13 protein-coding genes are annotated in these 13184 nt (G+C 67.7%); 7 read left to right on the top strand and 6 right to left on the bottom strand.

The features are described 5' to 3' along the window. Position 1 precedes the first annotated feature (1 nt). Genes C8N38_RS00955 through pyrH form a run of 4 tightly spaced genes read right to left on the bottom strand, consistent with a single transcriptional unit; the run spans position 2 to position 2913 of the window. A complete protein-coding gene (locus tag C8N38_RS00955; RefSeq protein ID WP_108023020.1) occupies positions 2-796 on the bottom strand; it encodes a phosphatidate cytidylyltransferase in 795 nt (264 codons plus the stop codon). Further along, complete coding sequence (uppS, locus tag C8N38_RS00950) at positions 796-1521, bottom strand: polyprenyl diphosphate synthase (protein ID WP_425439997.1); 726 nt, start codon at positions 1519-1521, stop codon at positions 796-798. Before uppS ends, C8N38_RS00955 begins: the two co-directional genes overlap by 1 nt. A gap of 36 nt (positions 1522-1557) precedes the next feature. Continuing rightward, positions 1558-2124, bottom strand: coding sequence for a ribosome recycling factor (gene frr / locus C8N38_RS00945; protein WP_108023018.1), 567 nt, complete (start codon positions 2122-2124; stop codon positions 1558-1560). A 51-nt stretch (positions 2125-2175) separates the two neighbouring features. Then, positions 2176-2913, bottom strand: coding sequence for a UMP kinase (pyrH, locus tag C8N38_RS00940; RefSeq protein WP_075785846.1), 738 nt, complete (start codon positions 2911-2913; stop codon positions 2176-2178). Positions 2914-2955: 42 nt separating this feature from the next. On the opposite strand from pyrH, the gene miaA reads away from it, so the two are divergent. From miaA to C8N38_RS00905, 7 genes are all read left to right on the top strand, one after another. Further along, complete coding sequence (gene miaA, locus C8N38_RS00935) at positions 2956-3879, top strand: tRNA (adenosine(37)-N6)-dimethylallyltransferase MiaA (protein WP_108023016.1); 924 nt, start codon at positions 2956-2958, stop codon at positions 3877-3879. 159 nt (positions 3880-4038) lie between these two features. Next, the gene (locus tag C8N38_RS00930) at positions 4039-4827 is read left to right on the top strand and encodes an AraC family transcriptional regulator (RefSeq protein ID WP_108023014.1); all 789 of its coding nucleotides are present in this window, start codon (positions 4039-4041) and stop codon (positions 4825-4827) included. Between the two features lie 187 nt (positions 4828-5014). Next, a complete protein-coding gene (locus C8N38_RS00925) occupies positions 5015-6679 on the top strand; it encodes an ABC transporter substrate-binding protein (RefSeq protein ID WP_108023012.1) in 1665 nt (554 codons plus the stop codon). Positions 6680-6727: 48 nt separating this feature from the next. Continuing rightward, a complete protein-coding gene (locus tag C8N38_RS00920; RefSeq protein ID WP_108023010.1) occupies positions 6728-7783 on the top strand; it encodes an ABC transporter permease in 1056 nt (351 codons plus the stop codon). A gap of 10 nt (positions 7784-7793) precedes the next feature. Further along, positions 7794-9209 (top strand): ABC transporter permease, encoded by a 1416-nt coding sequence (locus C8N38_RS00915; protein WP_108023008.1) that lies wholly within the window; start codon positions 7794-7796, stop codon positions 9207-9209. 54 nt (positions 9210-9263) lie between these two features. Beyond that, the gene (locus C8N38_RS00910; protein ID WP_108023006.1) at positions 9264-11333 is read left to right on the top strand and encodes a dipeptide ABC transporter ATP-binding protein; all 2070 of its coding nucleotides are present in this window, start codon (positions 9264-9266) and stop codon (positions 11331-11333) included. Between the two features lie 55 nt (positions 11334-11388). After that, complete coding sequence (locus tag C8N38_RS00905) at positions 11389-12018, top strand: glutathione S-transferase family protein (RefSeq protein ID WP_108023004.1); 630 nt, start codon at positions 11389-11391, stop codon at positions 12016-12018. A gap of 123 nt (positions 12019-12141) precedes the next feature. On the opposite strand, the gene rpsI is transcribed toward C8N38_RS00905, so the two are convergent. Both rpsI and rplM read right to left on the bottom strand, forming a co-directional pair. Further along, positions 12142-12633 carry a 30S ribosomal protein S9 gene (gene rpsI / locus C8N38_RS00900; RefSeq protein WP_108023002.1) on the bottom strand — a complete coding sequence of 164 codons (492 nt, stop codon included), beginning with the start codon at positions 12631-12633 and terminating at the stop codon, positions 12142-12144. Beyond that, entirely contained in the window at positions 12633-13097 is a 465-nt protein-coding gene (gene rplM, locus C8N38_RS00895; protein WP_075785837.1) for a 50S ribosomal protein L13, read from the bottom strand. Before rplM ends, rpsI begins: the two co-directional genes overlap by 1 nt. Positions 13098-13184: the final 87 nt, after the last annotated feature.

Below are 13184 nucleotides of genomic sequence, written 5' to 3'. Positions count from 1 at the left end.
TTCAGAACCTCACTTCAGGGACGTAGACGAGCTGAGCCACCAGAAGCATGAACAGGGAGGCGCCCAGCAGACCGTCGAACCTGTCGAACAATCCGCCATGGCCGGGCAAGAGCGACGAGCTGTCTTTCACGCCGACGCGGCGTTTTAGCGCGCTTTCGGCGGCATCGCCCATCTGGCTGGCGAAAGACAGAAGCATCGAGATCCAGGGCAGATCGGGCCCCGCATTGGTGAAGGTCAGGAAGATCAGACCGATCAGCATCGCCGCGAACCAGCCGCCCAGGATGCCGGACCAGGTCTTCTTGGGGCTGACCTTCGGCCAGAACTTGGGCCCGCCGATGAAGCGGCCCGCGAAATAGCCCGCAACATCGGTCGCGATCACCACGAGGATCAGCCACACGAGCCAGACGACACCGTGATCGGCGCGGAATGTCGCCAGCCCGTAGCCGGTGACCAGCATCGCCATGGCAAAGGCCAGATAAAGCCCTCGGTCGCGCGGCAGTTGCCAGGCGCCGATCACGCAGGGAATGGCCAGCAGCGGGAAGGCCGCATAGGGCGGCAGGAGCCAGGCAACGAAAACCGCCGCCCCCGAGACCAGCGCCATCTGGATCGGCAGCCGCCCGGCCGCGCCCGGCACCATCATCCGCGTCAGTTCCCAGACCATCGTGCCCGAGACCAGCGCGGCGAGCCCGGTGAACCAGACCCCGCCCAGCCAGACCGCCAGAATCCCGACGGCCGCCATTACCACTGCCGACCCCAGCCGGGGCAGCAGGTCTTCCCAGGACCCACCCGCAGACATCAGCTCAGAACCGCTCCATAGCGCCGCTCGCGCGCGCTGTAATTCCCGACGATCTCGGCGAAATGCGCCGCCGTGAAATCGGGCCAGAGCACGGGCGTGAATTCGTATTCCGCATAGGCCGACTGCCACAGCAGAAAGTTCGAGATCCGCGCCTCGCCGGAGGTGCGGATCACCAGATCGGGGTCGGGCAGCAGGCAGGTATCGAGGAAATGCGCCAGCGTTTCCGCATCCACGTCCTCAGGGTCGAGCCGCCCGGCCGCCACCTCGCGCGCCAGCCGCTTGGTGGCGCGCGCCACCTCGTCGCGGCCGCCATAGTTGATGGCGACCGTCAGGTTCACCAGCTCGTTGCCAGCGGTGATCTCTTCCAGCGCGTGCATCATGCCGACAAGCTTGGGATCAAGCCGGTCGCGGTCGCCGATGAACCGCACCCGCACGCCCTTCTCCAGAAGCGCCGTGGCCTCTTTCTGGATGTAGCGGCGAAACAGCGTCATCAGCCCGGTCACCTCGACCTGGGTCCGACGCCAGTTCTCGGTCGAGAAGGCGAAGATCGTCAGATAGCGGATGCCGAGATCGGGACAGGCCTCGACGATCTCGCGCACGCGCCGCGCCCCGGCCTGATGGCCGAAAAGGCGCGGCCGCCCGCGCATCTGCGCCCAGCGGCCATTGCCGTCCATGATGACGGCGACATGGGCGGGTCCGCTCTGGTTGTTGTCCTTCGCGGCCACGCCGCCCCCTTTCCGATCCTGCGGGTCCGACCGGGGTCAGACCTGCATGATCTCCTGCTGCTTGGTCTCGAGCGCCTTGTCGACCTGGGCGATGTACTTGTCGGTCAGGGTCTGGATCTCATCATGCCAGATCTTGTTGTCATCCTCGCTCATGCCGGCGGCCTTGGCCTTCTTGAGCTGCTCCATGCCGTCGCGGCGCACGTTGCGCACGGCCACGCGGGCCTGTTCGGCATATTGGGCGGCGACCTTGGTCAACTCGCGGCGGCGCTCTTCGTTCAGCTCGGGGATCGGCAGCATGATGATGGTGCCGTTGGTCTGCGGGTTGATCCCGAGGCCCGATTCCATGATCGCCTTCTCGACCTTGTTCACCATCGCCTTGTCCCAGACATTGATGGTGACCATGCGCGGCTCGGGCACGTTGACGGTGCCCACCTGGTTGATCGGCGTCGGCGCGCCATATGCCTCGACCATGACCGGGTCCAGCATGCTGGCCGAGGCGCGCCCCGTCCGGAGCGAGGAAAACTCGTGCTTGAGCGACGCCATCGCGCCGTCCATCCGGCGGGTCAGGTCGTCAAGGTCGATGTCCAGCTCGTCTTCCGCCATGGTCTTTCTTCCCGTTGCCTCGTGAAGTCGCGTGTTTTGGTTGCTATACCGCTATCCGTGCACGATTGTATAGGTGCCTTGCCCGGCAAGGATGCCGCGGAAGCCGCCCGGCTCGTCCAGACTGAAGACGATGATCGGCAGGTCGTTGTCACGGGCGAGCGCAATCGCCGAGGCGTCCATCACCTTGAGATTCTTCACAAGACAGTCGTCATAGGTGATCTCGTCATAGCGCACGGCATCGTCATGCTTGACCGGGTCCTTGTCATAGACCCCGTCGACCTTGGTGCCCTTGAAGATCGCCTCGCAGGCCATTTCGTTGGCGCGCAGCGTGGCGGCGGTATCGGTCGTGAAATAGGGGTTCCCGGTGCCAGCCGCGAAGATGATGACGCGCTTCTTTTCCAGGTGCCGCACGGCGCGGCGGCGGATATAGGGCTCGGCCACCTCGTCCATGCGGATCGCGGTAATGACCCGGCAGAAGACGCCGAGACCCTCCAGCGCCGATTGCATCGCCAGCGCGTTCATCACGGTCGCCAGCATGCCCATATAGTCGGCGGTCGTGCGCTCCATCCCCTGGGCCGAGCCCTGCAGCCCGCGGAAGATGTTGCCGCCGCCGATCACCATGCAGATCTCGACGCCCAGATCGCGCACCGCCTTGACCTCGCGGGCGATCCGCTCGACCGTCGGCGGGTGCAGGCCGAAGCCCTGATCGCCCATCAGCGCTTCGCCCGAGATTTTCAGAAGCACGCGGTTATAGGCCGGCTTCGGTTGATCGGCGCTGCCGTCGCTCATATGGTCTGCCTCTGTTTTCAGGAATGTCAGTCGGGCGGCACCATGTCGGAAAAGCGGGACGGGTTCAACGCCCATCGGACCGGAACCGGGGCAGCGGGGCTGCCCGATCTGGACCCCGACCGGCCGGTTCTGATCGCGGGGCCGACCGCCAGCGGCAAGTCGGCGCTGGCGCTGGCCATCGCCGAGGCCCGGGGCGGCGTCATCGTCAATGCCGATGCGTTGCAGGTCTTCGAGGGCTGGCGGGTACTGACCGCCCGCCCCACGCCCGATGAAGAGGCCCGCGTGCCGCATGCGCTTTACGGCCATGTTCCCTTCGATGCCGACTATTCCGTCGGCCACTGGCTGCGCGACCTGGCGCCGCTGCTGGAGGGCCCCGACCGGCCCATCATCGTCGGCGGCACCGGGCTTTACTTCACCGCGCTGACCGAGGGTCTGGCCGAGATCCCGGCGACCCCGCCCGAGATCCGCGCCGAGGCCGACCGGCGTCTGGCCGCCGAAGGGGTCGAGGCGCTGCTGGCCGGGCTCGATCCCGCCACGCTCGACCGGATCGACCGGCGCAATCCCGCCCGTGTCCAGCGCGCCTGGGAGGTGCAGCGCGCAACCGGCCGCGGACTTGCCGCCTGGCAGGACGAGACCCCGCCCCCGCTGCTGCCGCTAAGTGCCGCGCAGCCTCTGGTGATCGAGGCCGGGCGCGACTGGCTGAACGCCCGGATCGACGCGCGCTTCGAGCGGATGATCGCGGAAGGCGCGCTGGACGAGGTGCGGGCCAACCTGCCCCGCTGGGATGCGGGCCTCCTGTCGGCCAAGGCCATCGGCGCGCCCGATCTGGTGGCGCATCTGCGGGGCGAGATGCCGCTGGCCGAGGCGGTGGCAGCGGCCAAGATCGCCTCGCGCCAATATGCCAAGCGCCAGCGCACCTGGTTCCGGTCGCGGCTGGGGCACTGGCCGCGCTGGCCTGCGGGCTGAGCCGCAGATCGCGTCGAGGGCCACGTCGCGCGGCAACCGCGCCACAGGGCGGCAGGCATCCCTTTTGCAACCGCAGCGACACTTTACCGAGGGTCCGAATCGCACCAGACTTGCCCCGTTCGAACCGCCGTGACCCGACGCTGCCCGGGATTTCCCTGAATGTCGCTTTTTGCCGAACTTCGCCTGATCCCGTTTTCGCGTCTGACCAATGGAAGCCGGTGGCGGGTGGAAGCGATGCGCAGCTATTCCGCCCCGCAGCTCTTGTGGATCACCAAGGGCCAGGGCCGGATCACCGTGGGGGGCGTGACGCGCGGCTATGGCGCGCATAACGCCGTCTTCATCCCGGCGCACACCATGCACGGCTTCGAGATGACCAGCCAGGTCTATGGTACCGCCATCGTTTTTTCCGGCATGCCCGACATGGAGCTGCCCGACGGGCCGCATCACCTGCGCATCCGCGACGGGGCGGTGCAGGCCGAGCTGACGATCCTGGTCGAAAGCCTGCAGCGCGAGCTTGACGGCCGACGCCCCGAATCCAAGCGCGCGATCCGCCATCTGGCCGGGCTGGTCTCGGTCTGGCTCGACCGCCAGATCCTGCTCGAGGAAGACGGGCCCCGCCGTCCGGATTCGGCCCGCCGCCTGGCCTCGGGCTTTGCCGCGCTGGTCGAAAAGGACTTCCGCTCGGCCAAGTCGGTATCGGATTACGCGGCCGAGCTGGGGGTCACGCCGACCCACCTGACCCGGGTCTGCAACCGCACCTGCGGGCGCACCGCCTCGGACCTGCTGGCCGAACGCAAGATCAGCGAGGCGCAGCGGCTCCTGGCCGATACCCGCGCCCCGATCAAGGAAATCGCCTCGGCCCTGGGCTATGCCTCGCCCGCCTATTTCACCCGCGCCTTCCAGGCCCGCGCCGGTGCCTCGCCCACCACCTTCCGGAAGGGCCACTAGGCGAGGGCGGCGGCTCCGTCGGCCCATACGGCGACCGGGCCAAGGGTTGCATCGCGAAGGGATGTCGTCTTTCCTGAAAGAAGCGATCGCGACACACCCCGCCGGGACAGGCCCCGGCAGGACGCAGGAAAAGCCGGGACCGGCGCCGCACGACCGGCCTGAAGCCACTGACAGGGAGATCCGAGCCATGACCACGCCTTCCAGCCGCGCCGACGCCCGGTCCGACCGGACCCACCCGGCCGCGCGGATGTATGCCCGCGAGCATCGGGCGGGTCTGATGGACCGGCGCGAGTTTCTGGGCCGGGCGACGGCTCTGGGCCTGACATCGGCCGCCGCCTATGCGCTGATCGGCCAGCCCGAACCCGCCCGCGCCCAGACCGTGCCCCAGCGGGGCGGCACGCTGAGGATCCAGATGGATTGCCGCGAACTGGCCGACCCGCGCACCTATGACTGGTCGGAAAAGGCCAATGAAACCCGTGGCATCATCGAATACCTGGCCGAACTCAAGCGCGACGGGACGCTGCGCCCGATGCTGCTGGAACGCTGGCAGGCCAATGAGGACGCGACCGAATACACCCTGCACGTCCGCCCCGGCGTGACCTGGAACACCGGCGAGCCCTTCACCGCGAAGGATGTTGCCGCGAACCTCGACGGCTGGTGCGACACCTCGGTCGAGGGCAATTCCATGCCCTCCCGGATGGCCGCGATGGTCGAGGATGGCAAGGCGGCCGAAGGCGCCATCGAGATCGTCGACGACCTGACCGTCCGGCTGCACCTCTTGCGGCCCGACGGCACGCTGATGTTCGGCATGGCCGACTATCCGGCGGCGGTGATGCATCGCGACAAGATCGGCACCTCGGTCGCCGATCACGGCATCGGCACCGGCGCCTACATGTTCGAGGAGTTCAAGGTCGGCGAGCGCATCGTGCTGGTCCGCAATCCCGAGCACAGCTATTGGGGCGACGGCGCCTGGCTCGACCGGATCGAGTTTCTCGACTACGGCACCGATCCCTCGGCCTGGCTGGCCGGGGCCGATGCCGACGAGTTCGACGTGACCCACGAGACGGTGTCGGATTTCATCGACATCTTTTCCGCGCTCGGCTGGGTCGAAAGCTCGGTCGGTACGTCTTCGACCGTGGTGATCCGCCCCAACCAGGAGGCCGAGGTCGACGGCCTGCGCCCCTATGCCGACGTGCGCGTGCGCCGGGCGCTGGCGCTGGCCATCGACAATTCGGTGCCGCTGGAGCTGGGCATTTCGGGCCGCGGCCGGGAATCGCGCAACAACTTCCACGTCGCGCCGGACGTGCACCCCGACTATGCCGAGATCGAGGCGCATCGGCAGGACATCCCCGAGGCGCTCCGGCTGATGGAAGAGGCCGGGATGATGGACTTCGAGCACGAGCTGGTGTCGATCGACGACGATTATCGCAAGAACACCACCGACGCGGTGGCGGCCCAGCTGCGCGACGCGGGCTTCAAGGTGCGCCGGACGGTTCTGCCGGGGTCCACCTTCTGGAACGACTGGACCAAATACCCGTTCTCCTCGACCAACTGGGCGCATCGCGAAACCGGCATCCAGCTGCTGAACCTCGCCTATCGCTCGACCGCCGCCTGGAACGAATGCGGCTTTCGCAATGCCGAGTTCGACGCGCTCCTGGATCAGGCGACCGCCATTGCCGACGATACCGAGCGGCGCGCGGTGATGGCCAAGCTCGAACGGATCATGGTCGACGAGGGCGTCGCCATCATCCCCTATTTCCGCGCGCTGTACCGCCATGCCAAACCGGGCGTGCTGAACATAGAGATGCATCCGAAATACGAAATCAACGTCCACCATCTGGGCTGGGCCTGATCCGGGCCGTGGGCCGGACAGGGCGGCAGGCGACGGACGGGGGACGGCATGGCCGGGTTCATCATCAGGCGGCTCGGGGTCATGGCGCTGACGGCGCTGAGCATGACATTCATCGTCTTCCTGCTGACCAACCTGCAACCGAACCTCGAAAAGCTGGCCAAGACCCAGGCGGGTGCGCGGATCACCGATGCCGAGGTCGCCAGCTGGATCGACCGGAACGGCTATGGCGCGCCGATGCTGACGCGCTATGGCGAATGGCTGGGGGTGCTGCCCGCGCCCCTGACCACCGACGCGGATGGGCGGGCGATCGGAGGGCGCTGCCTGCGCGGCCATCCCGGGCTTGCCGCAGAAGAGGTGCCGCGCTTTTGCGGCGTACTGCAAGGCGACTGGGGCTATTCGACCAAGTTCCGCCGCCCCGTGACCGAGGTGATCGCCGAGCGGTTGCAGCGCACGGGGCTCTTGATGGCCTGGGCCTTCGCGACGATGGTGCCGCTGGCGCTGATCGTGGGCGTACTGGCCGGGATGCGCGAGGGCTCGGCGCTCGACCGCGGGCTCTCGACGCTCTCGATCGCGACGACCTCGACGCCGGAATATGTCTCGGGCGTGATCTTCGTCGCGATCTTCGCCTCGTCGATGGTCGGGCTGAAATGGTTCACGGGTTCGGCGAAATCGGCGGTCGAGGGCGCGACCTTCCAGAACTTCACCCTGCCGGTCGCGACCGTGGCGCTTTACGGCATGGGCTATATCGCGCGGATGACGCGGGCCTCGATGGCCGAGGTGATGACCGCGCAATACATCCGCACCGCCCGGCTGAAGGGGCTGAGCTTTCGGGCCGTGGTGCTGCGCCATGCGCTGCGGAACGCGCTGATCGCGCCCTTCACGGTGATCATGCTGCAATTCCCCTGGCTCCTGACCGGGGTGGTGATCGTCGAGTCGCTGTTCGTCTATCCGGGCTTCGGCGACGCGCTGGTGCAGGGCGCACAGAACAACGACATCGACCTGCTGCTGGCGGTTTCAGTGGTCGCGGTGATCGTCGTGCTGGCGACGCAACTGCTGTCCGACATCGGCTATGCGGCTCTGAACCCGCGGATCCGCGTGGCATGAGGGGACGGGGATGGAGCCTCTGAGCTGGACCGGCGCGCTCGGCCCCTGGCTGGTCCCCACGCTCGAGGCCGCGCTGATCGCCCTGGCGCTGGCCGCGCTCGCCCATCCGCTGGCGCTGCTGGCCGGATACCGCATGGGCCCGGGCCCCGAGGCGTCGCGGTCCGGCCCCGGCAGGGCCGCACGGCTGACGGGCGGGCTCCTGCGCCTGTCGCTCTGGGCGCTGGCGGCGGTGATCGTGGCGTTCCTGATCGGCGGATTGCTGGTGCAGCCCGACGCGAAGGGCATTCTCGGGCGGATCGCGACCCGGCTCTGGCCGGTCTGGCTGTCGCTGGGGGCGAGCTTCGCGCTTGTCGCTCTTTTCCGCCGGCGGCTGGGGCTGGTCGGTCACCTGCTTGGCAACCCGGCTGGCGCCGTGGGACTTGCGCTGGTGATGTTCTGGGTCTTTGCCGCGCTCTTCGCCGACCAGATCGCACCCTTCGATCCGGTCACGGACGTCATTGCGGGGATGAAGAACAAGCCCCCCGGCACGCCCCTGCCCCCCCCAGGCGACGCGGCCTATGGCTATTATCTTCTCGGCGGCGACGCGCTTGCGCGCGACGTCTTTTCGCGAGCGGTCGCCGGGGCGCGGGTCGTTCTGGCCATTGCGCCCGCCGCAACCGTCTTCGCCTTCATGGTGGGGATCACGCTCGGGCTGCCCGCGGGCTATCTGGGCGGACGGCTCGACATCCTGCTGTCGTTTCTGGCCAACCTCGTGCTGGCCTTTCCGGTGATCCTGCTGTTCTTCCTGCTGGTGACGCCCGAGATCGTGGCGATGGGCGTGCCCACATACATGGCCGGGGCGCTTTTCCTCTTCCCGCTGATCTTCCTCACGATCCTGTGGAATTCGCGCTTTCGCACCCGGCCGCCCCTGCGCGCGGCCCTGATCGGGGCGACGCTTGGGCTTGGCGGCTGGCTTTATGCCGGGCTTGCCTGGAACGCCGATCCCTTGGGGATCGTGTCGATGCCTGCGGGCGTGCTGATCGTTTTCGTCTCGGTCGTTTTCGTCAACGCCCCGTCGGTCTTCCGGATCGTGCGCGGGCTGACGCTCGACATCCGCACCCGCGATTACGTGGCCGCAGCCCAGACCCGCGGCGAAGGCCCCTGGTATATCATGCTGTGGGAAATTCTGCCCAATGCGCGCGGGCCGCTTCTGGTGGATTTCTGCCTGCGCATCGGCTATACGACCATCCTGCTGGGAACGCTCGGGTTCTTCGGCCTGGGTCTTGCGCCCGAAAGCCCCGACTGGGGCACCTCGATCAATGCCGGGCGGGGGCTTCTGCAATTCGTGCCGTTTCCGCCACTGGTACCGGCCGTCGCGATCATGAGCCTCGTGCTGGGGCTGAATTTGCTGGCGGATGGCCTCCGCGAGGAAAGCCTCAAGGAATGACGCGATGACGAATTTTCGCAGAAAATTCGCGCCCCGCGCCGAAGGAACCGCCAGATGACCGCGCCGCTTCTGGAGATCGACCGGCTTTCGATTGCCTTCACCACCCGCCGGGGCGACATCCCGGCCGTCGCCGATTTCTCTCTCTCCGTCGCCACCGGCGAAGCGGTGGGACTGGTGGGCGAATCCGGCTGCGGCAAATCCACGGTGGCACTGGGCGTCATGCGCGATCTCGGCCGCACCGGCCGCATCACCGGCGGCACGATCCGCTTTCGCGGCCGCGATCTCGGCACGCTCTCCGAGCCCGAGCTGCGCCGGATCCGCGGCAACGACATCGCGATGGTCTATCAGGAGCCAATGGCCAGCCTCAATCCGGCGCTGCGCATCGGCCGCCAGCTGATGGAAGTGCCCCGGCTGCACCGCGGCGCCTCGCGCGCCGAGGCGCGGGACCTGGCGCGCGAGATGGTCGCCGATGTCGGCCTGCCCGACCCCGACCGCATCCTGAACGCCTACCCGCACCAGTTGTCCGGCGGCCAGCAGCAGCGGATCGTGATCGCCATGGCGCTGATGTCGCGCCCGGCCCTGCTGATCCTCGACGAACCCACAACCGCGCTCGACGTGACCGTAGAGGCCGCCATCGTTGATCTGGTGAAGGGGCTCGGCCGCAAATACGGCACCGCGCTGCTGTTCATCTCGCACAATCTGGGTCTGGTGCTCGAGGCCTGCGACCGGATCTGCGTGATGTATTCCGGCGAGGCCGTCGAACAGGGCCCGGTCCGCCACGTCTTCGACCGGATGCGCCATCCCTATACCCAGGCGCTTTTCCGGTCGATCCCGCTGCCCGGGGCCGACAAGACCACGCGCCCGCTGGAAACCATTCCAGGCAGTTTCCTGATGCCGCAGGATCGCCCCCGGGGCTGCAATTTCGGCCCGCGCTGCACCCATTTCAAGGCGGGGCTTTGCGATGCCGCCGCCATTGCGATGCGGCCGGTCCCCGGCGCCGACGACCATCAGGCGCGGTGTCTGCGGTTCGAAGAGATCGACTGGCAGAGCCGCCCACCGGCCCCCGAGGCCACAGCCCCCGGCGAGGTGGGCGCGCCGGTCCTGACCGTCTCGGGGCTGAGGAAGTATTACGAGGTTTCCTCGGGCGGGCTCTTCGGGCGCCGCCGCCGCAAGCTGGTGCGCGCCAACGAAACGCTCAGCTTCGAGGCCCGGCAATCCGAGACCCTTGCCATCGTGGGGGAATCCGGTTGCGGCAAGTCCACGCTGGCCAAGGTTCTGCTGGGGCTCGAGACCGCGACCGCCGGACAGGTGCTTCTGGACGACCGCGAGGTGCAGGAAACCCCGATCCAGAAGCGCGGGCCGCGCGCCGTCGCCGATCTGCAGATGGTGTTCCAGAACCCGTTCGACACGCTGAACCCCTCCAAGCGGGTCGGCGGCCAGATCCTGCGCGCACTCGAGGTCTTCGGCGTCGGCGCGACCCGCCGGGCGCGGCGCGAGCGGATGTTCGAGCTGCTCGATCTGGTCCGGCTGCCGCGCGATTTCGCGGATCGCATGCCGCGCCAACTCTCGGGCGGGCAGAAGCAGCGGGTGGGCATCGCCCGCGCCTTCGCGGGCGGCGCGCGGATCGTCGTGGCGGACGAGCCCGTCTCGGCGCTTGATGTCAGCGTCCAGGCGGCGGTGGCCGATCTGCTGATGGACATCCAGCGGACCCGCCGCACCACGCTGATCTTCATCTCGCACGACCTGTCCATCGTGCGCTATCTCGCCGACCGGGTGATGGTGATGTATCTCGGCCATGTGGTCGAGATCGGCAGCACCGCCCAGGTCTTCGCGCCGCCCTATCACCCCTATACCGAGGCCCTGCTGTCGGCGGTGCCGATCCCCGATACCCGCGTCGAGAAGACCCGGATCGTGCTGGAGGGCGACGTCCCCTCGGCCATCGACCCGCCGCCGGGCTGCCCGTTCCAGACCCGCTGCCACTGGAAGGACCGGGTGCCGAACGGGCTCTGCGCGCGCGAGTTGCCGCCGATGGTCGAGCTTGGCTCCGGCCACCGGATCCTCTGCCATCTCTCGGCCGAGGCGCTCGGCGAAATGGAGCCGGTCTTCCGCCTCGCCGCCGAATGACCCGCGCGAGACGACCGGACCCATGCTAGGCTCGGGGCAACCGAGGAGGAGGCCCATGCTCACGCTTTATCACGCCCCGCTGTCGCGCTCGACGCGGGTGGTGCAGCTGGTCGCCGAGATGCGGATCGAGAACAGCGTCGAGATCCGCCTGACCGACATTGCCCGTATCGACGGCAGCGGCGCGCGCGATCCCGCCAACCCGCATCCCGAGGGCAAGGTCCCGTTCCTGGTCCACGGCTCGGTCGGCATCCGCGAAACCAACGCGATCCTGCTGTATCTGACGGATCTCTACCCCGAGACGCCGCTTGGCCGGCCGGTCGGGCATCCGGGGCGCGGCAGCTACCTGTCCTGGCTTTTCTGGTATGGCAACGTGATGGAGCCGGTCTATCTGGCCGAGCGCTTGGGCCTCAGCGATCCCGCGATCGCCAGAACCTGGCGCGGGACCGACGAGGCCGCGGCGACGCTGGGGGCCGCACTGGCACAGCATCCCTATCTGGTCGACGACATGTTCTCGGCCGCCGACCTGCTGATCGCCTCGACCTATGGCTGGTTCCGCGACCTGATCCCCGAAGATCCGGCGATCCGGGCCTGGGTGGACCGTTGTCTCGACCGTCCGGCGCTGACCGGCGTGCTGGAACGGGACCGGGCCGCGATGGCCGACCGGACCGAGCGGGCACCGGCCTGAGCCCGCGCGCCCGCTGCCCCGGCACGCCTCCGGCACGGCGTCCTTTCCCCGAAGAACCCGCCCCCCGCATGCGAAAGGGCCGCGCCTTGCGGCACGGCCCTTCGAAACCCGATGAAACGCCGATCAGCGTTTCGAGAACTGGAAGCTCCGGCGGGCCTTGCGGCGGCCGTATTTCTTCCGTTCGACGACACGGCTGTCGCGGGTCAGGAAGCCCGCGGCCTTCAGCGCCCCGCGCAGCGAGGGATCGTAAAGCTGCAGCGCCTTCGAGATGCCGTGCTTGACCGCACCGGCCTGGCCCGAAAGACCGCCGCCGGCAACCGTCGCCATCACGTCGAACTGGTCCTCGACGCCGGCCACGGTAAAGGGCTGGCGCAGGATCATCTGCAGCACCGGACGGGCGAAGTAGACCTTGATGTCCTTGCCGTTGACCGAGACCTTGCCCGAGCCCGGCTTGATCCAGACACGGGCGACCGCGTCCTTCCGCTTGCCGGTGGCATAGGACCGGCCCAGCGAGTCGCGGACGGGTTCGCGGGGCGCGTCATCGTCCGCCGAGGCGGCGGGCTTGCCGGACACGACCGACTGCAGCTCGTCGAGAGATTTGATTTCTTCGGCCATCACGCGCTCCGGGTGTTCTTCGAGTTCATGGACTTGACGTCCAGCACTTCGGGGTTCTGGGCCTCATGGGGATGCTCTGCCCCGGCATAGACGCGCAGATTGGTCATCTGCTGGCGGCTGAGGCGGTTGCCCGGCAGCATGCGCTTGACCGCAGCGACCACGACGCGCTCGGGATGGGCGCCTTCGAGGATCTGCTCGGCGGTGCGGTGCTTGATCCCGCCCGGATGGCCGGTATGCCAGTAGTATTTCTTGTCGGTGCGCTTCTTGCCCGTCATCTGCACCTTGTCGGCGTTGATGATGATGACGTTGTCGCCCATGTCCATGTGAGGCGTGAAGGACGGCTTGTGCTTGCCGCGCAGACGCATGGCGACGATCGAGGCGAGACGGCCGAGAACGACGCCTTCGGCGTCGATCAAGATCCATTTCTTCTCGATATCCGCCGGGGTAGCGGTAAAGGTTTTCATTGGCTCTGCCCTGTATCGGCTGAAAGATCGGCCCGGGAACGGCGCGTCCGCCCCGAAACTCGGATGGGCGTTTTCTAAGCATTTCCC

It is taken from the genome of Rhodovulum kholense, from assembly GCF_003053725.1.
Classification (GTDB): Bacteria; Pseudomonadota; Alphaproteobacteria; order Rhodobacterales; family Rhodobacteraceae; genus Rhodovulum; species Rhodovulum kholense.
The sequence above is the reverse complement of the archived record's forward strand: the minus strand, read 5'-3'. Positions and strand labels throughout refer to the sequence as shown.